At 68.2% G+C, this 26,563-nt stretch carries 23 protein-coding genes; 13 read left to right on the forward strand and 10 right to left on the reverse strand.

Annotated elements, in window-relative coordinates:
- Positions 1-82 precede the first annotated feature (82 nt).
- Entirely contained in the window at positions 83-244 is a 162-nt protein-coding gene (locus AC1DWR_RS06305) for a LacI family DNA-binding transcriptional regulator (protein ID WP_477623940.1), read from the forward strand.
- A gap of 104 nt (positions 245-348) precedes the next feature.
- Positions 349-1,323: a glycosyl hydrolase family 32 gene (locus tag AC1DWR_RS06310; protein WP_477624231.1), complete on the forward strand. Its 975-nt coding sequence runs from the start codon at positions 349-351 to the stop codon at positions 1,321-1,323.
- Here AC1DWR_RS06310 and AC1DWR_RS06315 read toward each other — a convergent pair.
- Positions 1,223-1,744 carry a MerR family transcriptional regulator gene (locus AC1DWR_RS06315; protein ID WP_477623941.1) on the reverse strand — a complete coding sequence of 174 codons (522 nt, stop codon included), beginning with the start codon at positions 1,742-1,744 and terminating at the stop codon, positions 1,223-1,225. The two genes, AC1DWR_RS06310 and AC1DWR_RS06315, sit on opposite strands and share 101 nt — an antisense overlap.
- A gap of 183 nt (positions 1,745-1,927) precedes the next feature.
- On the opposite strand from AC1DWR_RS06315, the gene AC1DWR_RS06320 reads away from it, so the two are divergent.
- From AC1DWR_RS06320 to AC1DWR_RS06330, 3 genes are all read left to right on the forward strand, one after another.
- Positions 1,928-2,350 carry an Hsp20/alpha crystallin family protein gene (locus AC1DWR_RS06320; protein WP_477613905.1) on the forward strand — a complete coding sequence of 141 codons (423 nt, stop codon included), beginning with the start codon at positions 1,928-1,930 and terminating at the stop codon, positions 2,348-2,350.
- Between the two features lie 604 nt (positions 2,351-2,954).
- Complete coding sequence (locus AC1DWR_RS06325; protein WP_477623942.1) at positions 2,955-3,305, forward strand: J domain-containing protein; 351 nt, start codon at positions 2,955-2,957, stop codon at positions 3,303-3,305.
- A 401-nt stretch (positions 3,306-3,706) separates the two neighbouring features.
- Positions 3,707-4,150 (forward strand): hemerythrin domain-containing protein, encoded by a 444-nt coding sequence (locus tag AC1DWR_RS06330; protein WP_477613618.1) that lies wholly within the window; start codon positions 3,707-3,709, stop codon positions 4,148-4,150.
- Positions 4,151-4,209: 59 nt separating this feature from the next.
- On the opposite strand, the gene AC1DWR_RS06335 is transcribed toward AC1DWR_RS06330, so the two are convergent.
- From AC1DWR_RS06335 to AC1DWR_RS06365, 7 genes are all read right to left on the reverse strand, one after another.
- Positions 4,210-4,554, reverse strand: coding sequence for a cupin domain-containing protein (locus AC1DWR_RS06335; RefSeq protein ID WP_477613617.1), 345 nt, complete (start codon positions 4,552-4,554; stop codon positions 4,210-4,212).
- A gap of 40 nt (positions 4,555-4,594) precedes the next feature.
- Positions 4,595-5,323, reverse strand: a complete 729-nt coding sequence (gene narI, locus AC1DWR_RS06340; RefSeq protein ID WP_477623943.1) for a respiratory nitrate reductase subunit gamma — start codon at positions 5,321-5,323, stop codon at positions 4,595-4,597.
- A complete protein-coding gene (narJ, locus tag AC1DWR_RS06345; RefSeq protein ID WP_477623944.1) occupies positions 5,320-6,027 on the reverse strand; it encodes a nitrate reductase molybdenum cofactor assembly chaperone in 708 nt (235 codons plus the stop codon). The genes narI and narJ overlap by 4 nt, the downstream gene beginning before the upstream one ends.
- A complete protein-coding gene (gene narH, locus AC1DWR_RS06350) occupies positions 6,024-7,673 on the reverse strand; it encodes a nitrate reductase subunit beta (protein ID WP_477623945.1) in 1,650 nt (549 codons plus the stop codon). Before narH ends, narJ begins: the two co-directional genes overlap by 4 nt.
- Positions 7,673-11,389, reverse strand: coding sequence for a nitrate reductase subunit alpha (locus tag AC1DWR_RS06355; RefSeq protein ID WP_477624232.1), 3,717 nt, complete (start codon positions 11,387-11,389; stop codon positions 7,673-7,675). The genes narH and AC1DWR_RS06355 overlap by 1 nt, the downstream gene beginning before the upstream one ends.
- 35 nt (positions 11,390-11,424) lie before the next feature.
- A complete protein-coding gene (locus AC1DWR_RS06360; RefSeq protein ID WP_477623946.1) occupies positions 11,425-12,675 on the reverse strand; it encodes an MFS transporter in 1,251 nt (416 codons plus the stop codon).
- A 253-nt stretch (positions 12,676-12,928) separates the two neighbouring features.
- Positions 12,929-14,065: a glycosyltransferase family 4 protein gene (locus tag AC1DWR_RS06365; protein ID WP_477623947.1), complete on the reverse strand. Its 1,137-nt coding sequence runs from the start codon at positions 14,063-14,065 to the stop codon at positions 12,929-12,931.
- 348 nt (positions 14,066-14,413) lie between these two features.
- Between AC1DWR_RS06365 and AC1DWR_RS06370 the strand changes: the two genes are divergently transcribed.
- The 4 genes from AC1DWR_RS06370 (at position 14,414) to AC1DWR_RS06385 (ending at position 19,554) form a co-directional block, all read left to right on the forward strand.
- Positions 14,414-15,556 (forward strand): glycosyltransferase, encoded by a 1,143-nt coding sequence (locus AC1DWR_RS06370; RefSeq protein WP_477623948.1) that lies wholly within the window; start codon positions 14,414-14,416, stop codon positions 15,554-15,556.
- 1 nt (position 15,557) lies between these two features.
- Positions 15,558-16,688 (forward strand): glycosyltransferase, encoded by a 1,131-nt coding sequence (locus AC1DWR_RS06375; RefSeq protein ID WP_477623949.1) that lies wholly within the window; start codon positions 15,558-15,560, stop codon positions 16,686-16,688.
- A gap of 32 nt (positions 16,689-16,720) precedes the next feature.
- Positions 16,721-18,103, forward strand: a complete 1,383-nt coding sequence (locus tag AC1DWR_RS06380) for a glycoside hydrolase family 130 protein (protein ID WP_477623950.1) — start codon at positions 16,721-16,723, stop codon at positions 18,101-18,103.
- 668 nt (positions 18,104-18,771) lie between these two features.
- Positions 18,772-19,554 carry an alpha/beta fold hydrolase gene (locus tag AC1DWR_RS06385; protein WP_477623951.1) on the forward strand — a complete coding sequence of 261 codons (783 nt, stop codon included), beginning with the start codon at positions 18,772-18,774 and terminating at the stop codon, positions 19,552-19,554.
- A gap of 135 nt (positions 19,555-19,689) precedes the next feature.
- Here AC1DWR_RS06385 and AC1DWR_RS06390 read toward each other — a convergent pair whose 3' ends face one another.
- Positions 19,690-20,550, reverse strand: a complete 861-nt coding sequence (locus AC1DWR_RS06390; protein ID WP_477623952.1) for an aldo/keto reductase — start codon at positions 20,548-20,550, stop codon at positions 19,690-19,692.
- 42 nt (positions 20,551-20,592) lie between these two features.
- The gene (locus AC1DWR_RS06395; RefSeq protein WP_477623953.1) at positions 20,593-20,823 is read right to left on the reverse strand and encodes a hypothetical protein; all 231 of its coding nucleotides are present in this window, start codon (positions 20,821-20,823) and stop codon (positions 20,593-20,595) included.
- 112 nt (positions 20,824-20,935) lie between these two features.
- On the opposite strand from AC1DWR_RS06395, the gene AC1DWR_RS06400 reads away from it, so the two are divergent.
- The 4 genes from AC1DWR_RS06400 (at position 20,936) to AC1DWR_RS06415 (ending at position 26,554) form a co-directional block, all read left to right on the forward strand.
- Positions 20,936-21,817, forward strand: a complete 882-nt coding sequence (locus AC1DWR_RS06400; protein WP_477623954.1) for a LysR family transcriptional regulator — start codon at positions 20,936-20,938, stop codon at positions 21,815-21,817.
- A 229-nt stretch (positions 21,818-22,046) separates the two neighbouring features.
- A complete protein-coding gene (locus tag AC1DWR_RS06405) occupies positions 22,047-24,848 on the forward strand; it encodes an ATP-binding protein (protein WP_477623955.1) in 2,802 nt (933 codons plus the stop codon).
- A gap of 114 nt (positions 24,849-24,962) precedes the next feature.
- Positions 24,963-25,667 carry an alpha/beta fold hydrolase gene (locus AC1DWR_RS06410; RefSeq protein WP_477623956.1) on the forward strand — a complete coding sequence of 235 codons (705 nt, stop codon included), beginning with the start codon at positions 24,963-24,965 and terminating at the stop codon, positions 25,665-25,667.
- 35 nt (positions 25,668-25,702) lie between these two features.
- The gene (locus AC1DWR_RS06415; RefSeq protein WP_477623957.1) at positions 25,703-26,554 is read left to right on the forward strand and encodes an alpha/beta fold hydrolase; all 852 of its coding nucleotides are present in this window, start codon (positions 25,703-25,705) and stop codon (positions 26,552-26,554) included.
- The last annotated feature ends 9 nt before the right edge of the window (positions 26,555-26,563 follow it).

The following is a 26,563-nucleotide window of genomic DNA, read 5'->3' on the forward strand; positions in this document are numbered from 1 at the left end:
GCCAACCTCGGACGAGGGCTGCGCCGTGGCGCGAGCGCGGCCCGAAGACCGCCAGGCGCCGGGCCCGCCGACGGTCAAGGATGTGGCGCGAATCGCTGGAGTCAGCACTGCGACGGTCTCGCGGGTCGTGAATCAAAACACCCACGTCAGCGAAGCCGCCCGGACCGCTGTGCTTCACGCGATCACGGCGCTCGGGTACGAACGCAACGAGGCGGCAGCGTCGATCCGGCGCACCCGTGCCTAGCGACTCCCAGTCCGCCGCGAACTCGGCTCTGTGCATGGGGATGTTCGTTCGCCGGCAGCGAAGAACGAAGGAGACCACTGGTGTTTCGACTCCCGGACTCATGGGTGTGGGACTTCTGGCTCGTCGACGACGGCCAGAAGTACCACATGTTCTTCCTCTTCGCCTCGAGGGCGTTGCAGGATCCAGACGCCAGGCATGACCGAGCCTCCATCGGGCATGCAGTGTCGGAGGACCTCCGCAGCTGGATACGAGTTGAGGATGCGCTCGTGCGCAGCGACGCACCAGCATTCGATGACCTCGCCACCTGGACCGGGTCGGTCGTCAGGCATCCAGACGGTCGGTGGTTCATGTTCTACACCGGCGCCACCCGCGCCCCCGCCAGCAGCAACATCCAAACCATCGGCTTCGCCACCAGTACCGATCTGATCCACTGGGACAAGGGCACGGGTCCCGTCCTGGCAACAGATGACCGATGGTACGAGAAGCTTGCCGCCGGGCGTTGGCACGACGAGGCATTCCGCGACCCCTGGGTGTTTCCGGACCCGGAGGGTTGCGGATGGCACATGCTGATCACGGCTCGGGCGGTCTCCGGTCCGCCGGACAACTTCGATCGAGGCGTCATCGGCCACGGTTGGTCCGCGGACCTCACAGGGTGGGAGCTGCGTGGCCCGCTCACAGAGCCGGGCCAGGGCTTCGGCCAACTAGAAGTCCTCAACCTCCTGGACTTCGATGGCGCTCACTTCGTCACGTTCAGCTGCTTGGCACAGGACGCCGCACAGTGGCGCCGCGCGACGGGCACCACGGGGGGAGTGTGGGCAGCAAGGGCCGAAACACCGTTGGGTCCGTACGACATCGAAGGTGCACAGTTGCTGACCACCGATGAGCTGTACGTCGGCCGGTTCATTCGCGACCGAACCTCCGGCGACATGATGTTCCTCGCGTTCATCAACCGAGTCGACGATGTCTTCATCGGCACCGTCACTGACCCGATGAAGTGCGTGCTGAAGGACGGACGCATTTGGTTCGTCGACAGCTACGGCGCCCATCACGAGAAGCACCCACCGCCAACTGGCTCCTAGCCAACAGCCCTGGCGGCGGAATGCCGCACGCCGATGGGGCGAATGTGCCAAGACCGTTCGTGGCGACCCGCCGGGCCCAGGGAGTCACAGGGGACCCATGGCACGCGCCCGTCTGGTCTTCGATCCAACGTTGGCCGATTCGGATGGTGTGACAGTGACTCCTGCGCCAGTGACTTGCACGGACAGGTGGGGTTTGGGTGGCGTTCTCGTCCTCCAGGTCGAGGACCATGCCGATGCCGGCCAGGTTGAGACCGGCGTCCAGCAGGTCCGCGATCCGGCGCAGCCGGTCCACGTCGTTCGCGCTGTACCGGCGGGTGCGGCCTTTGGTGCGTTCCGGTCGGAGAAGCCCGCGCGCCTCGTAGAGGTGAAGGGTCTGCACACCCAGGCCGACCAGCTCGGCGGCTACGGAGATGCCGAACACGCCGCGGCCACTGTCGGGAGCGGGCAAGGTGACGGGTTGCGCCTCCTTCCTCGAGAATTCATGGAGTTCCCCCTTGCATCAGTATGGCCTTGGTGCTACATAAAACCTATAGCGAATGCCATAGATCCGCGATTTCTGTGGCGACGCTCGCAGCATCAGGCAAGAACGACGGAGGTGAAGACGATGCTGATGCGCACCGACCCTTTCCGTGAGCTCGACCGGCTCACCCAACAGGCGCTGGGCACGATGGCGCGGCCCTCGGCGATGCCGCTGGACGCATGGCGGGACGGAGACGTCTTCCATGTCGAGTTCGACCTGCCAGGCGTCAGTCACGACTCGATCGACATCGACGTTGAGCGAAACGTGGTCACCGTCAGGGCCGAACGGCCGGCGCGGGCCAGTGACGCAGAGCTGATCGCCGCGGAACGTCCCCGAGGGGTGTTCAGCCGGCAACTGGTCCTGGGGGACACCCTGGAGACTGAGCGCATCGAGGCCAGCTATGACGCCGGAGTGCTCACGTTGAAGATTCCGGTTGCTGAGCAGGCCAAGCCGCGCAAGATCGAGATCAGCAGCCGGAACGAAGGCCAGCAGGCCATCACCGCCTGACCCTGGGTGGTGAGGCACATGCTCGCCGTTGTTGCTGCCCAGGCCGACGCCTCCGCCATGCAAAGCGCCGTGCGCGGTGTGGACGAGGAGTTCCTCGAGCTGATCTGCGCGGACGAAGAGCTGCTGCGGGCCGAGTTCGACGCGATCATCGACCAAGAATGGTTGAGCCGTCCCCCTCCGGCTGACCCACCCGCCGCGTCACCTGGACCCGGCCCTGGACCGCGGCGGCATCGGCCGCCGGCCGGTGGCGTGGCGTCCCCGCGTCGACCACACCACCCCGGTGCCGACGGGTGGAGCCGGCAACGCTCGCCCCCGCGGCTCAGCCGCAACCACGATCTGAGACCGAACGAAAAGGATCGACGAAGGTAGGTGATCGCCCGACACCCAGCACCCCACAGGATGAAGCATGCGAACAGACTCTCGCCTGGGCCGCGTTCGTGCCATCGCGCCCGACGCAGGCTGCGCGACGCCCACGCCTTGACGGCGTACCCGTTCGCGGCCCAGGCGAGGCCCATCAGCGACACCCACAACCCCACGATGGTGTCGCCAACCGTGCCACAGCGATGGGACCGCCCATCAATGATCTGAACCTTCCGGCGCAGCCATGACCGTTGACCGCACCGACCCCTACGCCGTCTTGGGCCTGACCCCGAAGGCCACCCAAGGCCAGATCCGGCGCGCGTACCTCACCCTCTTGCGCCGGCATCACCCCGACACCCGCGTGCGGGGCAACCCCGCCGACAACGCAGCCTCAGACAGGACACTGCAGCAGGCCAACGCCGCATACGCGATCCTGGGCGACCCGGCCCGCCGAGCCGACCTCGACCACCCCCCAAGCCCGCCCCAGACCAGCACCGCAACCCGGGTTCGCCGCGGAATGCCCTTCGCACGCAGCGCACCTGACCAGCCACCCATCCAGGCCGGTCCCGTGCGCTGGCATGATCGCCGCCGATAGGTGGGCATTCGAGCAAGGCCCGCGGCCCAGCCCGCGCCGCCCAGTCCGTCGTCGTCGCGGGCGAAGGACGGCGGACCAGAACAGCCTCCCGCGCCCGACAGGAACGTGTCGGGCCCGGTGCGGTGAAGCGGCACGTGGGCGGGCGGCATACGTCGGTCTGAATATCCATCGCGAAAGCTTCGAAGGTTCGAATCCTTTCACCTGCCACCACGTGCCCAGGGCGCCTGACCCGCGGAAACGCGAGCCTGGCGCCCTCTGTCTGTACCCGCTAGGGGTATGTCGTGCAGGAGACCTACGGCCTTGTCGCGGCGTCAACCAGGGCAACGTCGCCTAGGGTCGGGGAAACGGGTCCGACCCCGTAGAGGGATGGAGCCATGTGCCACTACTGCGGGTGTCGAGAGATGCCTCTGATCCGGGACTACATCGCCGAGCACGAGCGGGCGACCAACCTCGGTGGCGATGCGGTGCGCGCCATCGACCGCGGTGAGCTGGCCGTGGCGAGTGAGCTTCTACGCGTGATGGGCGCCGAGCTGCGGTCCCACTGGCAGGGCGAGGAGAACGGCCTGTTCGCGGTGATGGGTCGCGACCCCCTGGCGGCGGAGCACATCGGTCCATTGGTGCGGGAGCACCGCGAGCTGGCGGACCTGCTTGTCACCGTGGACCTGGCTGACCCGGCCGACCAGGAACGCATCCGGACTGCGGTCTCCGAACTGCACGAACACATCGCGAAGGAAGAGGATGGCCTCTTCCCTGCGTCACTCATCGCGCTGGGAGGCGCCGAGTGGGACGCCTCGATGCTGGCGTGGCAGGAGGCTCACCCGGGTCAGAGCATGATCGGGCAGTGATGCCGGGTTGGTGAAGGGCCAGCCGACCTTCGGGCAGTGCGCAGGCAGGCGGTCAGGTGTCAGCCGTTCTTCTTGCCGACGCTCAGGAGGATCGCGGAGTCTTCGTCGGCCTCGAGGGCGTGTCTGGCATCGGGCACGACCAGCAGGTCCCCCGTTGACCCGCTCCACGAAGTGTCCCCGGAGATGAGCCTGACGTGCCCGTGCAGGACCTGGACCGTCGCGTTGCCCGGATTCTCGTGCTCGTCGAGGGCGCTGCCGGCGCGGAGTGCGATGAGGGTCTGGCGAAGGACATGGTCGTGACCTCCGAACACGGTTTGCGCACTCCGTCCGCTGGTCGCCGTCCGGGCGAGCTCGAGGTGGTGTCGCGTCAGGTCGTTGAGGGACTCGTTCTGCATCGGGCTCATCTCCAGGGTTGTGGTTCAGGTCTGGCCGGGGCGGAGCGCCTCAGCCGACACGGTCCCAGCCGCGACGAGGCCGGTGGCTGCCGAGCTGGGTGTCGTCGCGACTGCGGTAGACGATGTAGGGGCGGGTCAGGTAGCCGACCGGCGCGCTGAACACGTGCACCAGCCTGGTGAAGGGCCACAGGGCGAACAGCCCGAAGGCGACGAGCGCGTGCAGCTGGAATCCCAGCGGCGCGCCCGCCATGAGGGAGGCCTCGGGGTGGAACGCGAGGAACGAGCGGTACCAGACGGATACGCCCTCGCGGTAGTTGTACTCGCCGCCGATCGTCATGATCGAGCCGGCGATGGTGTTCCACATGCCCAGCATGATCACGACGCCGAGGAAGGCGTACATGACCTTGTCCATGCGCGTGGTGGCGGAGAAGACGGGGCCGACGGTGCGTCTGCGGTAGATCAGGATCGCCATGCCGACCACCGCCATCACGCCGGCCAGCAGGCCTCCCGTGACGGCCACCACGTGGTAGGCGTGCTCGCTGACGCCGGCCCAGTCCGTCCACGACTGCGGCACCAGCAGGCCGATGATGTGGCCGCCGACGACGCCGAGCATCCCGAAGTGGAAGAGCGGGCTGCCAATGCGCAGCAGGCGGTTCTCGTAGAGCTGGGACGATCGCGTGGTCCACCCGAACTTGTCGTAGCGATAGCGCCACAGGTGACCGACCACGAAGGTCGTCAGGCACAGGTAGGGGAGGATGACGAAGAGGAACTCGTTCATGTGCGGGCTCCCGGGAACGACGGCATGGGCAGGGCGATGGATGCCGTGGCACGGGTGTCCGCGCCGGGGCTGAACTGCGGGTTGGCGAACGGGGCGAGCCCGACCTCTTCCTCGGGTGGCCCCTCGGCAGCGAGCCGCCGGACGGCATCGCGCTCGTCGCCACGCAGCGGCGGCAACGTGGCGGTGACTGCATCGATCAGGTGCGCCCACGGCGAACCCATGTCCCGCAGCGAGAGTCGCAGCAGCTCGAGGCCGGCCCGGTGGTCGAGCATCAGGTCGCGGCCGATGTCCTGGTCGACGGTGGCGGCGAACTCGAGCACCACACAGAGGTGGTCGGGCAGCTCCCCGTCGTCGAGCTCGAACCCGGCGCGGAGGTACCACTGCTTGAACCGGAGCAGTGCCATCCCGCGCTTCCGGGTGTCCCCGTGGGCGAAGTAGGTCAGGAAGAGGTTGCAGCGGCGCCGGGTGTCGAACGTCTCGACGTAGTCCGACTGGAGCTCCGGCAGCGGAGTGGACTCGAGGTGGTCAAGGAAGGCCCGGATGCAGCCCCCGACCGCCGGCGTCAGCTGCTGCGAGGCGGACCTCAGCAGGTCGGCGCGGGCGAGGAGGAACTCGTCCGGGTAGTCGAGGAGCAGGGAGACCGACTGCCACACGATGGTGAGCTGGTCGGGGGGCAGGGTCGGTCTTTGACGGCGGCTGCTCATGAGCCGGAGCCCGTTGGTGGGAACATCCCCGGCGGGGAGCCCTTGCCATCCCAGTTGAGGAGGTTGACACGGCCCTTTGTGTTGCTCGGTCCGGCCAGCGAGTCGGAGGTCTGCCGGTCCTGCAGCATCTGGAAGTTCTCGACCGCGATCGGCGTCGGGATTCCGGACCCCTCGCCGAACAGGTCCTGCTGTCCGCCGCCGTAGTCCGACACGGAGCACTCCGTGGACAGCTCCTCCAGGGAGTGGGCCTGCTCGGCGTGCGCGGGCGGGATGACGTAGCGCTCGTCGTACTTCGCGATCGCGAGGAGTCGGTACATGTCGTACATCTCCTCCTCGCTCATCCCTACTGCAGCCGGGATCGAGGGGTCGGGGTCGCGGCCCATGTTGATGTCGCGCATGTAGCAGCGCATCGCGGCGAGCTTCTTGAGGACGGCGTCCACGGGTTCGACGTCGCCGGCCGTGAAGAGCTCGGCGAGGTACTCGATGGGGATCCGGAGGGCGTCGATCGCGGCGAAGAGGTTGCCCTTGTCCTCGGCGTCCTCCCCGGTCTCTGCGACGACGTCGACGACGGGGGACAGGGGTGGGATGTACCAGACCATGGGCATGGTGCGGTACTCCGGGTGGAGCGGCAGTGCGACCTTGAAGGTGTTGATCAGGGCGTAGATCGGTGAGCGCTGTGCCGCGTCGATCCAGTCGCGGGCGATGCCGGCGTTCTCCGCCTCACGCATCACCTCGGGGTCGAACGGGTCGAGGAACACGTCGCGCTGGGCCTCGTAGAGCCCCTGGTCGTCAGTGGTCGAGGCCGCCGCGAGGACCTTGTCGGCGTCGTAGAGCATCAGGCCGATGTAGCGCAGCCGACCCACGCAGGTCTCGGCGCACACGGTTGGCAGGCCGACCTCGATACGCGGGAAGCAGAACGTGCACTTCTCGGCCTTGCCGGTGCGGTGGTTGAAGTAGATCTTCTTGTAGGGGCAGCCCGAGACGCACTTGCGCCAGCCGCGGCACTTGTCCTGGTCAACCAGGACGATGCCGTCCTCCTCGCGCTTGTAGATCGCGCCACTGGGACAGGACGCGGCGCACGACGGGTTGAGGCAGTGCTCGCAGATCCGGGGCAGGTAGAACATGAAGGTCTGCTCGAACTCGAACTTCACCTTGTCGGCGATCTTCTTCAGCATGGGGTCGCGGTGCGCGGTCTCGGTGGAGCCGCCGAGGTCGTCGTCCCAGTTGGCCGACCACTCGATCTTCATGTTCTTGCCGCTGATCAGGGACTTGGGTCGTGCGACCGGAGTGTGCTCCTGGGCGGGCGCGTCGGTGAGGGTGGAGTAGTCGTACGTCCACGGTTCGTAGTACTCGCCGATCGAGGGCAGGATCGGGTTGGAGAAGATCGTCATCAGGTTCTTGAGGCGTCCGCCTGCCTTGAGCTTCATGCGGCCGCTCTTGGTGAGCTCCCAGCCGCCCTTCCACTTCTCCTGGTCCTCGTAGGTGCGCGGGTAGCCGAGCCCTGGCCGAGTCTCGACGTTGTTGAACCAGATGTACTCGGTGCCCGAGCGGTTGGTCCATGCCTGCTTGCAGGTCACCGAGCAGGTGTGGCACCCGATGCACTTGTCGAGGTTCATCACCATCGCCATCTGGGCCATGACCTTCATCAGTACGTCACGTCCTGGCTGCGCTTGCGGATGATGGTGACCTCGTCACGTTGGTTGCCGGTGGGGCCGAGATAGTTGAACGCAAAGGTCAGCTGGGCGTACCCCCCGATCAGGTGGGACGGCTTCACGAGCAGCCGGGTCAGTGAGTTGTGGATTCCTCCGCGCTTGCCGGACGTCTCCGCCAGCGGTACGTCGATCAGCCGGTCCTGGGCGTGGTACATGTACACCGTTCCCTCCGGCATCCGGTGCGAGACGATCGCCCGGGCCACGACGACGCCGTTGCGGTTGACCGCCTCGATCCAGTCGTTGTCCTTGATGCCGACCTTGGCCGCGTCGCGGTCGCTCATCCAGATGTTCTGGCCGCCGCGCGAGAGCGAGAGCATGAACAGGTTGTCCTGGTACTCCGAGTGGATCGACCACTTGTTGTGTGGGGTCAGGTACCGCACGGTCAGCCCTTCGACCTGGCCGGCCGAACCGTCCGACACGGTGCCCAGCGCGGGCTCCGCGAACAGCGCCGCCATGTTGAGCGGGGGCCGGTAGACGGGAAGACCCTCGCCGAGCTCGGTCATCCAGTCGTGGTCGAGGTAGAAGTGCATCCGCCCGGTCAGGGTGTGCCAGGGCTTCTTGCGCTCCACGTTGATCGTGAAGGGTGAGTAGCGCCGCCCACCGGTCTCCGAACCCGACCACTCCGGCGAGGTGATCACCGGCACGGGCGGACCCTGGGTGTCGGCGAAGGTGATCTGCTTGCCCTCGTGCTCCTCGGCCAGATCGGCCAGTCGCACGCCGGTGCGCTTCTCGAGGGTCTTGAAGCCTTGGGTCGCCAGGTGCCCGTTGGTGGTCCCGGACATCGCGAGGATCGCCTCGCACACGTTGACGTCCTTCTTCAGTGACGGCCGGCCGTCGGCCACGCCGCCTCGGACCGCCCCGTTCTTGGCCCGGAGGTAGTCGACCTGCTGACTGAGCTCGAACGTGACGCCCTTGGTGGTCGCGCCGAGCGTGTCCACCAGGGGGCCGAGTGCGTTCATCTTCTGTGCGACTGCGCCGTAGTCACGCTCGACCTCGACGAGCTTGGGCATCGTGACACCGGGGATCGGCTCGCACTCGCCCTTCTTCCAGTCGCGCACGACCCCGTGCGGGTTGGCCATCGCGTCGGGGGTGTCGTGGGTGAGCGGCACGGCGACCACGTCCTTGCGGACACCGAGGTGCGTGGCGGCGAGCTCGCTGAACTTCTCGGCGATCGTCTGCCACGCATCCCAGTCGGTGCGGGTCTGCCACGGCGGGGCGATGGCGGGGTTGAAGGAGTGCACGAAGGGGTGCATGTCGGTGGTGTTGAGGTCGTGCTTCTCGTACCAGGTGGCGGCGGGGAGGACGACGTCGGAGAAGATCGTGGTGCTGGTCTGGCGGAAGTCGATCGTCATGAGCAGGTCGAGCTTTCCCTCCGGTGCCTCGTCCCTCCACTTCACATCGACCGGTCGTTGCCCCTCAGGTGTCTCGGTGGCTCGCACCGAGGAGTCGGTGCCGAGCAGGTGCTTGAGGAAGTACTCGTTGCCCTTGCCGGACGAGCCGAGGAGGTTGGCCCGCCAGATCGACAGGATCCTGGGGTAGTTGCTGGGCGCGTCGGGGTCCTCGCCGGCGAAGTCCAGCTCGCCGGACTTGAGCTGTTCGACGACGTACTCGCCGATCGGCTTCCCCGCGGCAGCCGCGTCGTCGCTGAGGTCGAGCGGGTTGCGGTCGAAGGTGGGATAGGACGGCATCCAGCCCATCCGGGCGCTCTGGGCGATGACGTCGGCAGTGGACTTGCCCGCGAGCTGGCCCTTGCCAGTGGTCGCCGAGAGGGTGTCGGCGCCGAACTGGTCGTAGCGGAACTGGTTGGTGTGCAGGTACCAGTACGCCGTTTGGATCATGTTGCGCGGCGGCCGGTTCCAGTCGAGTGCGTTGGCGATCTGGGTGTAGCCGGTGATCGGGCGGACCTTCTCCTGACCGACGTAGTGGGCCCAGCCGCCGCCGTTGACACCTTGGCAACCGGTGAGGTTGGTGAGGGTGAGGAAGGCGCGGTAGATCGTGTCGGAGTGGAACCAGTGGTTGGTGCCGGCGCCCATGACGATCATGGACCGGCCCTTGGACTCCTCGGCGTTCTGGGCGAACTCGCGCCCGATCCGAGCGGCGGTGGCGGCCGGCACTCCCGTGATGGCCTCTTGCCAGGCGGGCGTGTACGGCGACTGTGCGTCGTCGTAACCCCTGTTGTCACCGGTCGGCCAGACTCCCGGAAGGGCCTGACCCTCGTGCGACCGGCCAACCCCGTACTGCGCGAGGAGCAGGTCGTAGACGGTGGTGACCAGGTGCCCGTCGACGCGGCGCACGGGTATGCCCCGAGGGAGGTCGGCGGCCGCGCCGTCAGGGGTGTCGAAACGCGGCATACGGACGACGACGGACTCGGTCGCGGTGTCCAGGAGGGAAAGAACCGGGTCGACGTCGCCGAGCTCAAGGTTCCAGCTGCCCACCCCAGCCTCGCCGTACCGGTGGCCCAGCGACCCGTTCGGGATGACGGGCTTGCCGGTGGCGGAGTCGATGAGCACGGTCTTGAAGGCGGCGTTCTCGACGTCGGCGTGGTCCGGCAGGTCGGCGGCGGTGAGGAACTTGCCCGCCGTGAACTCACCGTCGGCGGTCTCCTCGAGACGGACCAGGTGGGGCAGGTCGGTGTAGGTCTTCACGTACTGCGTGAAGTAGGGCGTCTGTCGGTCGACGAAGAACTCTTTGAGCACGACGTGGCCCATCGCCATCGCGAGGGCGGCGTCCGTGCCGGGCTTGGCGGCCAGCCACTCGTCGGCGAACTTCACGTTGTCGGCGTAGTCGGGGGCGACGGCGATGACCTTCTGGCCGCGGTAGCGGGCCTCGGTCATCCAGTGGGCGTCCGGGGTGCGGGTCACGGGGAGGTTGGAGCCCCACATGATCAGGTAGCCCGCGTTCCACCAGTCACCGGACTCAGGGACGTCGGTCTGGTCGCCGAAGACCTGCGGGGAGGCGACGGGGAGGTCGGCGTACCAGTCGTAGAAGCTCAGCATGGAGCCGCCGATGAGGTTCACGAACCTGGCGCCGGAGGCGTGCGAGACCATCGACATCGCCGGGATGGGCGAGAATCCGGCGACGCGGTCGGGCCCGTACTTCTTGATCGTGTGGACGTGCGCAGCGGCGACGATCTCGCTGGCTTCCTCCCAGGTGGCGCGGACCAGGCCGCCCTTACCGCGCGCCGACTTGTAGGCCTTGGCCCGCAACGGGTTCTCGACGATGTGCTCCCAGGCTTTCACCGGGTCCCCGTCGTGCTGGGACTTGGCCTCGCGGAACATCTGGAGCAGGACGCCTCGCACATACGGGTAGCGAACTCGAGTGGGGGAGTAGGTGTACCAGGAGAAGGCCGCCCCACGGGGGCAGCCGCGGGGCTCGTACTCGGGGGAGTCCGGGCCGACCGAGGGATAGTCGGTCTGCTGGGTCTCCCAGGTGATGATCCCGTCCTTGACGTAGACCTTCCACGAGCAGGAGCCGGTGCAATTCACCCCGTGGGTGGACCGCACGACCTTGTCGTGGCTCCAGCGGTCGCGGTAGAAGTCGTCGGCTTCGCGCCCTCCGACCTGCGAGATGGTCCGGAGGTCGTCCGAGACGGTTCCCTTGGTGAAGAACCTCCGGGTGCGGACCAGGGCCTCCGTGAGGGAGCCGTCCATCCCGATGTCGGACGTGGACTTCTTGTGCGAGGGGGTCAACGAGCTTCCTGTCCTTGGGCGGCGGTTCGGCGGACGACCGTGACGGTGAGGAGCAGTGCCAGCGCGGCGGTGACGCTGAGCATCCACAGCCCGATGGCGTAGGAGTCGGTGCGGCCGTAGACGTAGCCCATGATCAGTGGCGGCACGAAACCGCCCAGACCTCCGGCTGCGCCGACGAGTCCGGTCACGCCCCCGACCCGAGAGGGCTCAGTGACCTTGGCGATGAGGGCAAACGTGGCGCCGCTTCCGGAGCCGAGCGCGGCGGCCATCGCGAGGAACGCGACGGTGCCGATGCCGTGCAATGGTGGTGTGCCGGCGGAGATGGCGGCGCCCACGACGACGACGCCGAACCCCGTGGCCAGCACAGGGATCGAACCCACCTTGTCGGCGAGCCAGCCGCCGACGGGGCGCAGGATGACCGCGATGAGCACGAAGCCGGCCATCCGGTTGGCCGCGCTTTCCGGGGTGAGGTGGTGGGCGGTCTTGAGGTATGCCGGGAGGTAGACCGAGAAGGCGACGTACCCACCGAAGGCCACCGCGTAGAGAAGGCACGCCTGCCACGTGATCGGGAGCCGGGCGTTGGCAGAGATCCGCGAGGCCAGTGAGGTGGTGGGCACCACTCGGTCGGGTGCGTCCCGAAGGATCAGCCAGGCGGCGAGGGAGTAGCCGGCCAGCACCACCGCGGTGATGAGGAAGGGTGCCTTTGCGCCCAGGTGGCCGGTGAGCTTGACGGTGGTCAGTGCGCTGATCGCGGTACCGCCCATGCCGGCGCCGAAGATGCCGACCGCGAGACCGCGCTTCTCTGGCGGGAACCACGCGTTCACGAACGGGACGCCCACGGCGAAGGCGGTGCCGGCGATGCCGAGGAAGAAGCCGCCCAGGATGAGCAGGGCGTAGGAGTCGAGGGCGAAGAAGGCGATGAAGAGGGTCGGGATGATGGTCACGCCTGAGACGATCGGGAACATGACCCGTCCGCCGTACCGGTCGGTCAGCCCGCCCACGATGATGCGGCCGAGGGAGCCCACCACGACGGGGACAGCGACGAGGAGGGCGACGTCGGACTCGGTCAGGGTGCCGAGGGACCCGGTGGCCCGGAAGAGTGGTCCGAGTGGGCTGATCAGGGCCCAGGCCCAAAAGTTCACCGCGAAGCCGAGGGTGGCCATCGCCAGCATCAGCCAGGGCGATCTGGTTGCCGCTCGGGGCTGATGGTCCGAGGTCAACGGGGTGGTGGTGATCGGAGTGGTCACTGTCGTGCTCTGACGACGGAGCTGTTGACGACGGGCGTTGCGGTGGCCTGTTCGGCCATGGCTGGTCTCCTTCTCGGCCCACCGGCGGTGGTGGGGCGGCGCGGAAACAAGCACAGTGGCTTCGGTGCATGCGTATCAGGGCCAAAGGTCCTGCTCGTCGGAGATGCCCGGTCGGCTCTTCGAGCCTGTCGGGACGCTGGTCCCGGGTGGTGCCACACGGTGTCTCCTCTGCCAAGCGGTGCAGCAGCTGAAGTCACCGGGTCCAGGGCGACGACGAGTTGGACCTGTCCCGACCATAGCCCTTGCCGAGCCGACTGGCGCCGACTCGTGCGGTGCCGAATCCTTCGGACCGCGGCGATGCGGTCGCGCGGCCTTCATCACCGGCTCGAACGACCCGGTCGAACACGGCGAGGTGGTCGCGGACCATGCGGTCGGAGGAGAAGCGCGTGATCGCCTCTTGGTGGCACTCCTGCCGGTCGAGCTGCGAGACGTGAGCCACCGCGGAGACTGCGGCCTCGACGTCGGTGACGAGGTACCCGGTCCGGCCGTCTCGGAGTAGTTCGGGCATCGAGCCGAGGGGTGTGGCGATGACTGGTGTGCCCGTGGCCAGCGACTCAACCACGGAGAGGCCAAAGGGCTCCGCGAAGTCGATGAGGTGCAGCAGGGCGAGTGCGCCGCCCAGAAGGGCGTCACGCTGGCTGGGGCCTACCGGGCCGATGTAGGTCACCGCCATCCCGTCCACGTGCGGCGCGACTGCCTCGGCGAAGTAGTCCTCGTCCTGGACGATTCCCGCGATGACGAGTGGCAGCCCTGCGCGGCGAGCCACCTCGATGGATAGGTGGGTGCCCTTGTCGGGGTGGATGCGGCCGAGGAACAGCAGGTAGCTGCCCGGTTCGGGGACGAAGGTGAACGCCGTCATGTCGATGCCGTGGTGGATCGTGGCGGCGTAGTGCAGGTCGGGGTGCCGGTCGGCGTCGCTGATGGCTACGTAGTGGGCGACGTCGTCGTACTCCCGGTAGACGGGGAGGATGCGGGGCGAGGAGAACCCGTGGATCGTCGTCACGACGGGGGTGCGCACCAGGCGGCTGTAGGTCAGCGGCATGAAGTCGAAGTGGTTTGCGATGACGTCGAACTCGTCTGCCCGCTCGAACACGGCTGCGTTGTGCAGCCCTTCCCAGGCCTTGGCATCGAGGCCGGGGGACTCCTCGTAGCCGTGCGGTGCCGTGGCGTGCAGTCGAGCGGAGGTCGTCGAGTCTGCCGTCGCAAACAGGGTGACGTCGTGACCCTGCTCGACGAACCCCTCGGTGAGGGTCGAGGCGATCTGCTCCCACGGTCCGTAGCCGACAGGGGGCAGGCTGTGGGCGATCGAGGCGATGACGCCGATCCTCATGGAGCTCCGTCCGTCGGTGCGCGGCACGTGCCGACGTGGTCGCGGCTACGGCGAGGCTGCGGGCGGTACGGGGCGTCGTCATCACCCTAGTCGTCGTGGAGCGCCCCACCCCGCCCACGAGGGTCCCGAGGGATGATTGTCCCGGGGGCGGGAGCCCGCAGGGTGCTACCGTCGAAGTCTCGCCGTCTCGTCAGGAAACGAGACGCATCGCGACAAAGATGTCTCGACTGGCCTGCGTGTGACCACGCCGCGTAGGCCCCAGCGCACCGTGCGTGCAGGTCGCCGCCCCTGTGGGTGGCTGTGCTCCACGTCGGCTGTCGACGCGGGGCGACCAAAGGAAGGCTCGCCATGTCCGTGTCATACGGAGTCCTCAGCACCTACCCCCCGACTCCCTGTGGGCTGGCGACCTTCAGCCGGTCCCTCGCGGAGTCCCTCGCCGGTCAAGGCGGTGGCGATGGCGCCGTCGGAGTCGTGCAGGTCGTGGATGTTCAGGAGCCGGTCCCGCTGCCTGAGGTGGTCCACCAGTGGGTGCGTGGCAGTGCGGGCGGCGCGGAGGCCGCCGCCGCCGTCCTCGACCGCTTCGACGTCGTCGTGGTGCAGCACGAGTACGGCATCTTCGGCGGCCAGGACGGGATCGACGTCCTCGGCGTCACCCGTCAGCTGGTCGCGCCCATGGTCCTGGTCGTCCACACCGTCCTCGTCGCGCCGTCGAACCGGCAGCGCGAGATCGTGCGGGAGCTCGCCGAGCGCAGCGCAGTCGTCGTGACCATGACCCGTACCGCCCGAGACCGGCTGGTCGCGCACTACGGCCTCGACGTTGACCGGATCCGCGTCGTGCCCCATGGAGCGCCCCCGGGCGTGCTGCCGGCCCACGCGCACCTTCCCCGGCCGGCCGACCGCCGCCCCGTCGTCCTCACGTGGGGCCTGCTCGGCGAAGGCAAGGGCATCGAGTGGGCCATCGAGGCGCTCGCCCAGCTACGTGACCTCGCGCCGCTCTACCGCGTCGTCGGCCAGACGCATCCCAAGATCATCGAGCACGAGGGGGAGCGCTACCGCGACGCCCTCGTCGAACGGGCCCGCGTCTTCGGGGTCGGCGAACTCGTCGAGTTCGACGCGCGATACCTCACCGCGGACGCGCTGGGCCTCGCCGTGGCAGCCGCGGATGTCGTGCTGCTGCCCTACGACTCCACGGAGCAGGTGACCTCGGGGGTCCTCGCCGAGGCGGTTGCGGCAGGCAGGCCGGTGGTGTCCACCGCCTTTCCCCACGCCGTAGAACTGCTTGGTCGCGGTGCCGGGTTGCTCGTCGAACGGCAAGACCCGGGCGCCATCGCCCGGGGACTGCGGAGGGTGCTGACCGAGCCGGGGCTCGCTGCCGCGATGTCGGCCCAGGCCGAGCGGATCGCGCCTCAGATGCGTTGGCCTGCAGTCGCCCAGCAGTACGACGCCCTCGCCCGCGAGGTCATCGCCTCGTCCGCCCCGGTGAGGGTCTGACATGACGACCTTCACCACGTCGTCACTGGCAACCGACGCCCCCGCCGTGCCCTTGACGCTGGCACCGGTCTCCTTCCGGCACCTCCACCACCTCTCCGACGACGTCGGACTGTTCGAACACGCCGAGCTGACCGTCCCCCGCCGCGAGCACGGCTACTGCCTCGACGACGTCGCTCGCGCCTTCATCGTCACGGTCCGTCAGCCCGACCACACGGTCGAGCTCGCCGCGCTCGCATCGACCTACCTGAACTTCGTGCTCGACGCCCAAGGTGAGAGTGGGAAGTTCCGCAACCGCCGGGCCGTCGACGGATCGTGGTCCGATGAACCGACGGTCGAGGACTGCTGGGGGCGTGCCCTCTGGGCGCTGGGCACCGGCGTTGCCCGGGCCCCCGAGGTCGTCGACTGGCGGGTTACTCAGGCTTTCAGCGCAGGAGCCGCCCTCCGCTCACCATGGCCGAGGTCCATGGCGTTCGCCGGTCTGGGGGCGGCCGAGGTCCTCACCGTGCGACCACGAGACGACGTGGCCAAGGCGTTGCTGGCGGATGCCGCAACCCTCATCGCACGCCCCGACCGCCTCCTCGGGATGACGGAAACCATTGTGGCCGGCTGGCACTGGCCCGAGTCACGGCTCAGCTACGCCAACGCGGCCCTCGCCGAGACCCTGGTCGCCGCAGGCTCGCTGCTCGGGGTGTGGAAGTGGCTGACGGAGGGGCTACGGATGTTGAGCTGGCTGCTCGACACCGAAACGGCCGGAGGCCACCTGTCGGTTTCACCGGCCGGCGGGTGGGGCCTCGGCGAAACCCGACCCCAGTTCGACCAGCAGCCGATCGAGGTCGCGGCGCTCGCGGACGCTTGCGCGCGGGCATTCGACGTCACGGCGGACCCGCGCTGGAGCGCTGCCGTCTCCCGGTGCTCCGCCTGGTTCCAGGGGGCGAATGACTCCCGCACCTCCCTGCACGACCCCATCAGCGGGGGTGGCTGCGACGGCCTCGAACCAGGCGGTCGCAACGAGAACCAGGGCGCCGAGTCGACCATCGCGATGATCTCGACGTTCCAGCAGGCGCAGCGGCTCGGGGTGACCAACGGCCCGGGTTTCCCGCTCGCTTTCGCGTCGTCGTCGGCGGCGTCGTGACCGCGGTGAGCGGCCGGCATACCGAAGCGCGCGTGGCACCTGACGACCACGCCTGGGTGCACCGGGGCGCCCTCGCCCTTCGGCCGGACCCGAGCCGGGTGCTGGGGCGGCTGTTCCTCCCCGGCCAGGAGCTGCTGACCACCGGCAAGTCGCGGGTCGACGCGGTCATTGCCCGGGTTCTGTCGCTCGACGAGGACGAAGCCGCGCGGGTGCTCGCCGACACGGTTGCCGGGTTCGCGCACCGACATCACGACCTGGTCGCGATGTTCCGCGAGCACTTCGACCTCGTTGCCCACCGGATCGACGGTGCCGGCGACCTCTCCAGCACTCGACGGCACCTCCTCGGCGCCTACTTCACCCAGGAGTACGCGCTCGAGGCGGCCGCCCTGTTCAACCCTTCGCTCGTCGCACACCCTGACCAGAGCGGGCTCGCGGACGGGGAGCTGCGGTTCGTCATGAGCCTGCGCGCCGTCGGTGAGGGTCACATCTCGAGCATCGAGTTCCGTACCGGTGTCCTCGGCTCTTCTGGCCTTGGCGCTGCTGACGGTGCCGGCGGCGCTCGCGAGGTGCGTCTCGATGAGCCAGACCCACACCCCGACACAGGCGTCGTGACCCCCGGCACGATGTCGAGCAACCGCAGAGCGGCCCCACTTCCAGCGGCTACGGTCGAAGCGCCACCCGACGCGACGTATCGCCTGCGCTTCGACGCCGAGCGACCCCTTTCCTCACGCGTGGTGTTCCCCACGGTCCCGGTCGAGGCGAACGGCGTCGAGGACGCACGCTTCGTCCGCTTCACCGACGACGGGCGGGTGACCTACCACGCGACATACACCGCCTACGACGGCTCGAACGTCGCGCCACGACTGCTCACGACCGAGGACTTCGTGACCTTCGAGAGCCGACATCAGATGGGGCCGTCCGCCCGCGACAAGGGGATGGCCCTCTTCCCGCGGCGGGTGGGCGGAGACTACCTCGCGCTGACCCGCTGGGACCGCGAGACGCTGGGGCTCACGCGGTCGAAGGATGCCGTCACGTGGGCAGCATCGACGACGCTCATCCGTCCCGAGCGGCCATGGGAGCTCGTGCAGCTCGGCCAGTGCGGTTCGCCGATCGAGACAGAGGTCGGCTGGCTGGTGATCACCCACGGCGTCGGACCAATGCGCACCTACGGGCTCGGCGCCATGTTGCTTGACCGCGAGGACCCCTCGCGGGTCCTGGGTTCGCTCGCCAAGCCCATGCTGACCGCCACGGAGCAAGAGCGTGACGGATACGTTCCCAACGTCGTCTACTCCTGCGGCGGCCTCGTCCACGACGGACAGCTGGTGCTGCCATACGGCTGCAGCGATGCCGAGGTGCGGTTTGCCTTCGTGGACCTCGAGCCCCTGCTCGAGCTTCTGCAGCAAGCGGGGCCGTAGATTCGGACCGTTGGGGGCGCCGCCGCTGTTCTTGATGTCGAGGGATTGTCAGGAGCACAACCTCACCTCTGACGGTGATCCCTGTCGGCCCACCGTGCTGCCGTGGCTTCCTGCTCGGCCAACCTCACCAGGTGCAGCGCGAGATCGACAGGTCGGGTCTCCATCAGGGCCGCTGCGGTTGTCGTCCATGGTGCGCCCGGAAGTCGGTGGGTACTGAAGGGTCGAAACCCTGCGGTCAATGCGGGGCGAAGACGCGTCCCCCCGCCCGCAGGGAGGGCGGGGGGACGCGCACGCTCACGCTCCCACCGATGCGCCGCGGCGTACATGCCCAGAAGTGGTCATTGTGGGTTGGTCGGCGAGGGCGCATGCTGTCCGGTGGGAAGAGGTATCCACGCCGGAGGGGATCTGGGCGTGGATATCTCGCTGTGGGCAGCTCCCGTCGGACAGTGGCGGAGTTGCTTTGGTGTGCGCTCTTGTTCTCGGGCGAGATACCGCCTCTCGGACGCGGCCCGGTCGAGCCGCGTGATGCCGAAGGGTGAAGAGGTAGATGCTGCCCCGCGCCGTCAGGCCAGCCACGAGCTCCTCTGCAGCCACTGCGCCCCAGACCGTTCCGCAAGGAGCCGTCCTGGCCTACCGTCGAGACCAGGAGCCGTCGTTGCGGAGATGCCATGAGGGAAGCCTGGGAGCTTGTCACCGCGGGACCCGAGGATGCGGACCAGTCGGTCCTGCTCATACCGGGCGGAGCCAACGCGGCCCGCTCGTTCGATCTGGTGATGGCTGAGCCGGCGCTGTCCGGTGTTCGTCTGGTCGCCACCACGCTGCCGGGCATGGCCGGCGCCCCGCTGGTCGGGGATGTGTCCATCCCCGGACTGGCCCGCCTGGTCGGTGAACTGGCCAAAGCACAGCGCTGTGACGTGATCGTCGGCTTCTCCCACGGCGCCACGGTCGCGCTGGAGGCGTACCTGTCCGGTCACTTCCGCGGCCCGGTCGTCCTCCTCGGCATCAGCCTGACAACTGAGGACGAGGCCAGGTTCTTCCGCGCCGTCGTCCGGACATCGCAGAAGGTGGGCAGCTGGCCAATGGCCACCATGCTCCGGCTCCTGCCCCTCCTGGCCAGGTCTGCCAAGACACCCCAGCCACACAAGCGAGAGCTGATCGAGGACCTCAAGCAGAACAAGGCCGGAGACTCGGTCCGGACCAGCCGCGAGTACCTCGACTACATCGCCGCGGACAACGACTACGCCACCAGGCTGGCCGCGTCCGGCATACCGGCGTGGGTGGTTCACGCCGAGAAGGGGGACGGTGGCCTCACCGATGCCGAGCGCGCCACCCTCCAGGCGGCTGCGCACGTGACCCTGGTGACCATCCCTGGTGCGGTGTTCCTCCTCCCGGACGAGGCTCCGCAACAGACCGCTGAAGTCATCGCTGCCGCCCTGGCGCAGGCGACCTGACTCGATCATGGTCGGCTGGCAGGGGCCGCGAAGAGGCGCAACGAGTGAGGCGTGGCGGGGGCAATCGCGGGCCGAGCCCACGCTGCGCAGGTGTGTCGTCCGTAGGGCGCCGGGCCGCCGCGCCCGGCAGGTCATTCAGGAGCAGTCGAGCCGGCTGATCTGCTCCGGCGTGAGCTGAATCTCGACCGCTGAGGCGGAGGCGTGGATGGTTTGGGGCCGGCTGGACCCGGGGATCGGGATGACCACCGGCGACTTGGCGAGCATCCAGGCGAGGGTGACCTGCTGCGGGGTGGCGCCGACCTCCTCGGCGACCTGTGCAAATGGGGAGAAGGCGCTGCCGAGGTCGGCGGCGCTCTTGATGCCTCCCAGCGGGCTCCACGGCAGGAAGGCAATTCCCAGCTCGTCGCAGAGTTGGAGCTCGGGCTCGCTGGACCGGAATGCGGGCGAGAACTGGTTCTGGACCGACACGAGCCGCCCACCGAGGATGGTCTGAGCGGTGCGGATCTGGTCAGGGTTGGCGTTGGAGATACCGGCCATGCGGATCTTGCCCGCGTCGAGCAGGTCGGCGATGGCGCCGACCGAGTCCTCGTAGGGGACGGTGGGGTCGGGTCGGTGGAACTGGTAGAGCCCGATGGCCTCGACCCTGAGGCGGCGGAGGGATGCATCGCACGCTGCCTTGAGGTGTGCGGGGGAACCGTCCACGGTCCAGGCCCCGCCGCCGGGGCGCAGGTGTCCGCCCTTGGTGGCGACGAGGACGTCGGAGGTGTCGCTCCCGTAGGAGTCCAGCGCGTCGGCGATGAGGGTCTCGTTGTGGCCGATGTCGCTCTCATCGAGGTGGTAGGCGTCGGCGGTGTCGATGAGGGTTATGCCCGCGTCGAGGGCGGCATGGATGGTGGCGATGGAACGGGACCTGTCGGGTCGTCCCTCGATGGACATGGGCATGCCGCCGAGGCCGATGGCGCTGACCTTGGTGTCGCCGATGGTGCGAAGGTGCATGGGTGGTGGCTCCTGTGGTGGGGGTAGGTGAATGGGGGGGGTTCAGCTGGCGAGGATGGCGAGTGAGGTGGGCTGGCCGGCGCTCTGGGGGACGCTGCTGGCGCGGACCGCGTCGAAGACGCGCAGGAGGTCGAGCAGCTCGAGACGTCCGTCGACGGCGACGCCGCGCGCCCAGTACTCGAGGTCGGTGACGGTGGCGGTGACGGCCAGGCGGCTGGACTCCTCGACGGTCAGGGGCTGGGGGACGTGAGTCAGGGGCTCAGGGTCGTGCATGGGACGTTCCGTTCTTGATGGGCGGATTGCTGATGTCCTCAAGAGTCCCCGTCTCGGATTGACATGTCCAACAGTAGAAACTGCTGGCAGCATCCACTTAGACTTCTGGATCATGGACCTGCGACAGCTCGAGCATTTCGTCACGGTGGCCGAGGAAAGGCACTTCACCCGCGCCTCCGAGCGGTTGTTCATCTCCCAGTCCGGGCTCTCAGCCTCGATCAGAGCCCTGGAGCGCGAGCTCGACGCGGAGCTGTTCGATCGCAACACGCGCAGGGTCGAGCTGACCGACGCGGGACAGGCGCTGTTGGAGGAGTCCCGACGGACCCTCGCGAGCGTCGTGGCGGCCCGGGATGCGGTCGCGGCCGTCCAGGGCCTGCGACGAGGCCGACTGCGGGTCGGGACCGAGCAGTGCCTTGGCGCGGTCGACGTGCCGCGGGAACTCGCGGAGTTCCATATCGAGCACCCGGGCGTCGAGCTCGTCGTCCAGCAGGCCGGGTCGGCCAGACTGGTCGACGAGGTCCACACCGGCCGGCTCGACATCGCCTTCGTCGCGGGGTCGCCCGGCGCCCCGGACGACGTGAGGTTCGAGCGGCTCGCGAGCGAGCCGATGACGCTGGTCTGCCGGCCAGAGAATGGCCTGACCCACGCCAAGCGCGTCGGCTGGAAGGCTTTGGGTTGCGAACCGTTCGTCGATTTCAACACCGACTGGGGCTCTCGTCAGGTCACCGACCGGGCCTTCGTCGCGGCCGGGGTGGCGCGGCGAATCGCGTCCGAGGTCAACGACGTCCACACGCTGCTCGACCTCGTCGAACACGGCCTCGGCATCGCCATCGTCCCCCAGCACATCGCACGGAAGAAGGCCGGCAAGCTGGTCGCCCTCCCGCTGCCTTCGGACGCGCCCACCTGGGACGTCACCATCGCCCTGCCAGCCGGTGCCACCACGGCCGCCGGCGAGACCTTCCTCGGCCCCATCCGGAAGCGGTTCGACGCCTGATCGGCCCGTCTCGGCGGGTTTCGACGGACTGCCTTCGATGTGGTGGCCGCCGATTCGATCTAGCCGGGACTGGCCGGTTGCGCTCTACTGGTAGGACCATCGAGCGCTGCGGGGGCAGGTCCGGATGAGTGGAGTTGCGGGGTAGGGACAGGCCAAGTGCCACAGCCAAGGAGTTGCCCTCCGGCAGGGCAGCAACGTCCCTCAACGGCCTCCTCGGGAAACGGTGATCATGAACCTCCTCAGCGGGCGCAGCCTGGAGATGCAGGCCCTCGAGGCCTTCATCACCCAAGCCCGCGGCGGGGGCGCCGCGCTACTGGTGACTGGGGACCCGGGCATTGGCAAGACCGAACTCCTCGCGGCTGCGGACAGGCGGTGGACCACAGCCGGGGGCCGCGTCATCCGATCGAGCGGGGTCCAGTTCGAAGCAGACGTCAGCTACGCCGGGCTGCATCAGGTCCTGAGTCCGCTGTTCCCGACCCTGGACCGGCTCGACACGAAGTCTTCCGAAGTCCTTGCCTCCGCTCTCGGAATGGGTGGTGGCGGGTCCCCGGACCAGCTCTCTGTCTGTGCCGCGGCACTGGCTCTGGTTCGACAAGAGTCCCAAAACCAGCCATTGCTGGTCATGGCGGATGACGTCCCGTGGTTCGACCGCTCGAGCTCGATCGTGTTGGCCTTCGTGGCGCGACGCCTCGCCGGAAGTCAGGTGGGACTGCTTGCGGCAGCGCGCCCGACGGAGGAGAGCTTCTTTGACCGGGCCGGGTTGCCGACGCTGTCCGTCGGGCCGTTGACCGACGAGGCCGCGTTGGAGTTGTTGCACGCGCACTACCCCGCGCTTGCTCCGCAGACTCGTCAGCGGCTCCTGGCTGATGCCGCCGGTAACCCGCTGGCCCTGCTGGAGCTTCCCGCTGCTCTCAGCTCGTCACAGCGCGCCGGCAACCTCCCATCAGTTCTGCCGCTGACGCAACGCTTGCAGGACCTGTTTGCCAGCCGCGTCCTTGACCTACCCGAGTCGACCAGGACCGTTCTTCTCCTCGCTGCGCTGGACGGCTCCGGGGAGCTGGCGGTGCTGAGCGCAGCTGCACGCGAGGCGGAGCCGTCAGCCGGACTCAAGGACCTCGTGCCCGCCGAGCGGATCCACGTCGTGTCCGTGGACACTGCAGGAGGGAAGCTGGCCTTTCGGCATCCCCTGACCCGCTCGGCGGTGGTCGAGATGGCGAACAGCGAACAGAGGCGTTCAGCCCATCGTTCACTGGCGGCGCACACGTCCGACCGTCCGGACATGCAGGCGTGGCACCTTGCGCGGGCGTCAGTCGGCGCGGATGAGAGTGTGGCGGCTCTGCTTGAGGCGGTGGCGCATCGCAGCCTTGCTCGGGGAGACGGGGTGGGTGCGGTCGACGCATTGACTCGGGCCGCTGAACTTTCGCCCGCGGGGCCGGACCGTGGGCGACGCTTCGCCGAGGCGGCATACGCGGGGATTGGCATTTCCGGTCAGGTGCAGAATGCCGCACGCCTCCTTGCAGACGCGCACAATGCGGACCCTCAGCTCGACGACACGCTCCAGGCGGCGGCGACGGCTGCCTTCGTCCTGGTGAACGGCGACGGTGAGGTGGAAACGGCGCACCGGTTGCTGGTCGGAGCCATCGAGACCAGCAAGGGAGCCAGCGACATGGCCCTGGCGCACGCGCTCAGCACGCTCACCATGGTCTGCTTCTTCGGCGCACGCGCAGACCTGTGGGAGCCCTTCTACCGGGCGCTGCAGCGTCTGGAACCCCATGTTCCGCCGAGTCTCCGATTGGTCAGCCAGACCTTCGCCGACCCGGCTCGTACGACGCGCCAGGGAGTGGAGAACCTCGACATGGCGGTGGCCGACCTGGCTTTCGAGAGTGACCCGACGGTGACCCTGCAGGTCGGTTTCGTCGCAAACGTCGTGGACCGACTGGGGCAGGTTCGTCCGGCCCTCCAGCGAGTCGCCCAGGTCGGACGCGACAGTGGCGCCGCCGGTCTCGTCATCCAGGCACAGGTGCTGCTCGCGTTCGACTCCTACTGGACAGGACGCTGGGACGACGCGGTGCAACGCGCCGACGAGGTCATCCAGCTCAGTGAGGGACACGGCTTTCCCCTGTTCGCCGTGTCAGCCCGACACGTCCACGCCGCCGTGGCCGCCGCGCGAGGAGATGCCGCTGCTCTGGACGAGACCATCGGGGCTCTGGTCGCCTGGGGGACACCCAGGGGTGCTGGCCTGGCCGCCCAGATGGAAGCCCATGCACGATCGGTCGATGCGCTGGGACGAGGAGACTTCGAGGCGGCATACCGCGGGTCCAGCAGGATCAGTCAACCCGGCGAGCTCGCGTCACACGCACAGTTCGCCCTCTGGGTTCTCATGGACCTGGTGGAGAGCTGTGTCCGCACCGGGCGCCTCCCCGAGGCGCAGGCCCACGTGGCCATGCTGCAAGAGGCTGGTGTCGCGGAACTCTCTCCTCGGCTGGGCATGCTGACCCGGGCAGCCAGCGCCATGGTCGCGACTGACCACAACGCGCCCGTGCTCTTCGACGAAGCCGTGTCCACCGTCGGCGTTGACCAGTGGCCGTTCTACCTGTCGCGAGTCCGGCTCGCGTACGGCGAGCGCTTACGGCGGCTGCGGCGTACAGGGCAGGCCGCCGACCAGCTCGAGCAGGCTGCCGAGATCTTTCAGCGACTCGGCGCCACGCCGTGGCTGGCGAGAGCGAACGCCGAGCTGCGCGCCACTGGCCGCCGGGCTCAAGGTGGGTATGCCGGGCCGTCCAGGGGAAAGCCCGCGGTGGCCTCACTGCCAAGCATCACGCCGCAGGAGCACGAAATCGCCGAGCTGGCCGCCGCCGGGCTGACCAACAAACAGATTGGCGAGAAGCTCTTCCTCTCGCACCGCACCGTCAGTGGACACCTCCACCGACTGTTCCCCAAGCTCGGCATCACCAGCCGTGCCGCCCTTCGGGACGCCCTCGAGCGAGTCGACGAAGACGCGGGGCAACCCGAGGGCAGGTCACATACCTGAGGTCCTCATCACGAACCGTGTCGAGTCACAAGTCAAGTCACATGACGCAAGCGGCCGTGAGGCGCGCGCTCCTACGGTCCATGACACCAACCCCCACACAGCAAGGGACTCGTCATGGACAGCTCGCAGATTCCCCACATCGTCCTGGTCCACGGAGGTTTCGTGGACGGCTCCGGATGGCAGGGCGTGTACGACGCCCTCAGCAAGGACGGCTACCCGGTAGCCGTCGTCCAGAATCCGACCCTGTCCCTCGAGGGTGACGTCGCGGCGACGAAGCAGGTCCTGGACGACCTGGACGGCCCGGCCATCCTCGTCGGCCACTCCTACGGCGGCGTCGTCATCACCGAGACCGGCACCGACGAACGCGTCAAGGCGCTCGTGTACATCGCGGCCTTCGCCCCGGACAAGGGAGAGTCTGTCAACACGCTCATCGCCGACCCGCCTCCCGGCGCGCCTGTTCCGCCCATCCTGCCCCCGCGCGACGGCTACCTGTTCCTCGACAAGGACAAGTTCGCCGACTCGTTTGCCGGCGACCTGCCGGCCGAGCAGGCAGCCTTCATGGCCCATGCCCAAGTCCCTTGGGGGGTCGAGGCGCTCGGCGGCACCGTCAGCGAGCCCGGCTGGCGGGTCAAGCCCAGCTGGTACCTCGTCGCCTCCGACGACCGGATGATCCCGCCGCCCGCGCAGCACGCCATGGCCGAACGCGCCGGCGCCAAAGTCGCCGAGGTTCCCGGGAGCCACTCGGTGTACGTGTCCCACCCGGAGGCCGTCGCCGACCTCATTCGGCAGGCCGTCCTGGCCATCAAGGCCGCCGCGTGACCGACGACCCTGCTAGCGAAAACGAGGAGATCACGATGAGTACGAATATCTCTCGCCGACAGGTGTTGTCGACCGGCGCGGCGCTGGCCGGGTCAGCCGCACTGATGGCCACGCCGCTCGGGGCGGAGGCGGCAGCCGCAACCACTCGCCGCGCGTCCAACCGGGCGCCGACCGTCAAGCCGACCATCGTGTTGGTGCACGGCGGCTACGCCGACTCGTCCTGCTGGAACAAAGTCATCCAGGAGTTGCAGGAAGAGGGTTACTCCACGATCGCAGGGTCGAACCCGCTGAGGGGAATCCCCACCGACGCGCCCTACATCGCCAGCCTGCTTGATTCCATCAGTGGGCCGATCGTGTTGGTCGCACACTCCATGGGTGGAACTGTCATCACCAACGCCGCTGCCGGAAAGAGCAACGTCAAAGCGTTGGTCTACATCGCAGCATTCGTGCCCGACGTGGGCGAGACACAGGGGGAGCTCATCACCAAGTTCCCGGGCAGCATCGTCGGACCGGTCAGTGTGGCGGTCCCCTACACGAAGCCGGACGGCACCACCGGAACCGACCTCTACCTCAGCAAGGACGGGCAGGCGGCTTTCGCAGCCGACATACCCAAAGCTGCGTTCCGAGTCCTGCAGGCCACTCAGCGGCCGTTCGATGCCGCCTCCTTCGTCTACCCGACGCAGGCCGCGGCCTGGCGGACGATCCCGTCGTGGGGGTTGGTCGCCGGTCAGGACAAGGCGATCCCGCCCCAGACCGAGCGCTTCATGTACAGCCGTGCGAACGCCCGCAAGGTCGTCGAAGTCCCCACCGCGTCTCACGTCGTGATGATCAGCCACCCCAAGGCTGTCGCTGACCTGATCCAGGACGCCGCCAGGGCAACCAGCTAGCTTCGGCGG

The organism is Pedococcus sp. P2_E2, from assembly GCF_056403955.1.

Bases quoted from the DNA above. Each gene is read 5' to 3' on its own strand.
- AC1DWR_RS06320 (WP_477613905.1), top strand. From the start codon at position 1,928: ATGCTGATGCGCACCGACCCTTTCCGTGAGCTCGACCGGCTCACCCAA.
- AC1DWR_RS06325 (WP_477623942.1), top strand. From the start codon at position 2,955: ATGACCGTTGACCGCACCGACCCCTACGCCGTCTTGGGCCTGACCCCG.
- AC1DWR_RS06330 (WP_477613618.1), top strand. From the start codon at position 3,707: ATGCCTCTGATCCGGGACTACATCGCCGAGCACGAGCGGGCGACCAAC.
- AC1DWR_RS06335 (WP_477613617.1), bottom strand. From the start codon at position 4,554: ATGAGCCCGATGCAGAACGAGTCCCTCAACGACCTGACGCGACACCAC.
- narI (WP_477623943.1), bottom strand. From the start codon at position 5,323: ATGAACGAGTTCCTCTTCGTCATCCTCCCCTACCTGTGCCTGACGACC.
- narJ (WP_477623944.1), bottom strand. From the start codon at position 6,027: ATGAGCAGCCGCCGTCAAAGACCGACCCTGCCCCCCGACCAGCTCACC.
- narH (WP_477623945.1), bottom strand. From the start codon at position 7,673: ATGAAGGTCATGGCCCAGATGGCGATGGTGATGAACCTCGACAAGTGC.
- AC1DWR_RS06355 (WP_477624232.1), bottom strand. From the start codon at position 11,389: ATGGACGGCTCCCTCACGGAGGCCCTGGTCCGCACCCGGAGGTTCTTC.
- AC1DWR_RS06365 (WP_477623947.1), bottom strand. From the start codon at position 14,065: ATGAGGATCGGCGTCATCGCCTCGATCGCCCACAGCCTGCCCCCTGTC.
- AC1DWR_RS06370 (WP_477623948.1), top strand. From the start codon at position 14,414: ATGTCCGTGTCATACGGAGTCCTCAGCACCTACCCCCCGACTCCCTGT.
- AC1DWR_RS06375 (WP_477623949.1), top strand. From the start codon at position 15,558: ATGACGACCTTCACCACGTCGTCACTGGCAACCGACGCCCCCGCCGTG.
- AC1DWR_RS06385 (WP_477623951.1), top strand. From the start codon at position 18,772: ATGAGGGAAGCCTGGGAGCTTGTCACCGCGGGACCCGAGGATGCGGAC.
- AC1DWR_RS06390 (WP_477623952.1), bottom strand. From the start codon at position 20,550: ATGCACCTTCGCACCATCGGCGACACCAAGGTCAGCGCCATCGGCCTC.
- AC1DWR_RS06395 (WP_477623953.1), bottom strand. From the start codon at position 20,823: ATGCACGACCCTGAGCCCCTGACTCACGTCCCCCAGCCCCTGACCGTC.
- AC1DWR_RS06400 (WP_477623954.1), top strand. From the start codon at position 20,936: ATGGACCTGCGACAGCTCGAGCATTTCGTCACGGTGGCCGAGGAAAGG.
- AC1DWR_RS06405 (WP_477623955.1), top strand. From the start codon at position 22,047: ATGAACCTCCTCAGCGGGCGCAGCCTGGAGATGCAGGCCCTCGAGGCC.
- AC1DWR_RS06410 (WP_477623956.1), top strand. From the start codon at position 24,963: ATGGACAGCTCGCAGATTCCCCACATCGTCCTGGTCCACGGAGGTTTC.
- AC1DWR_RS06415 (WP_477623957.1), top strand. From the start codon at position 25,703: ATGAGTACGAATATCTCTCGCCGACAGGTGTTGTCGACCGGCGCGGCG.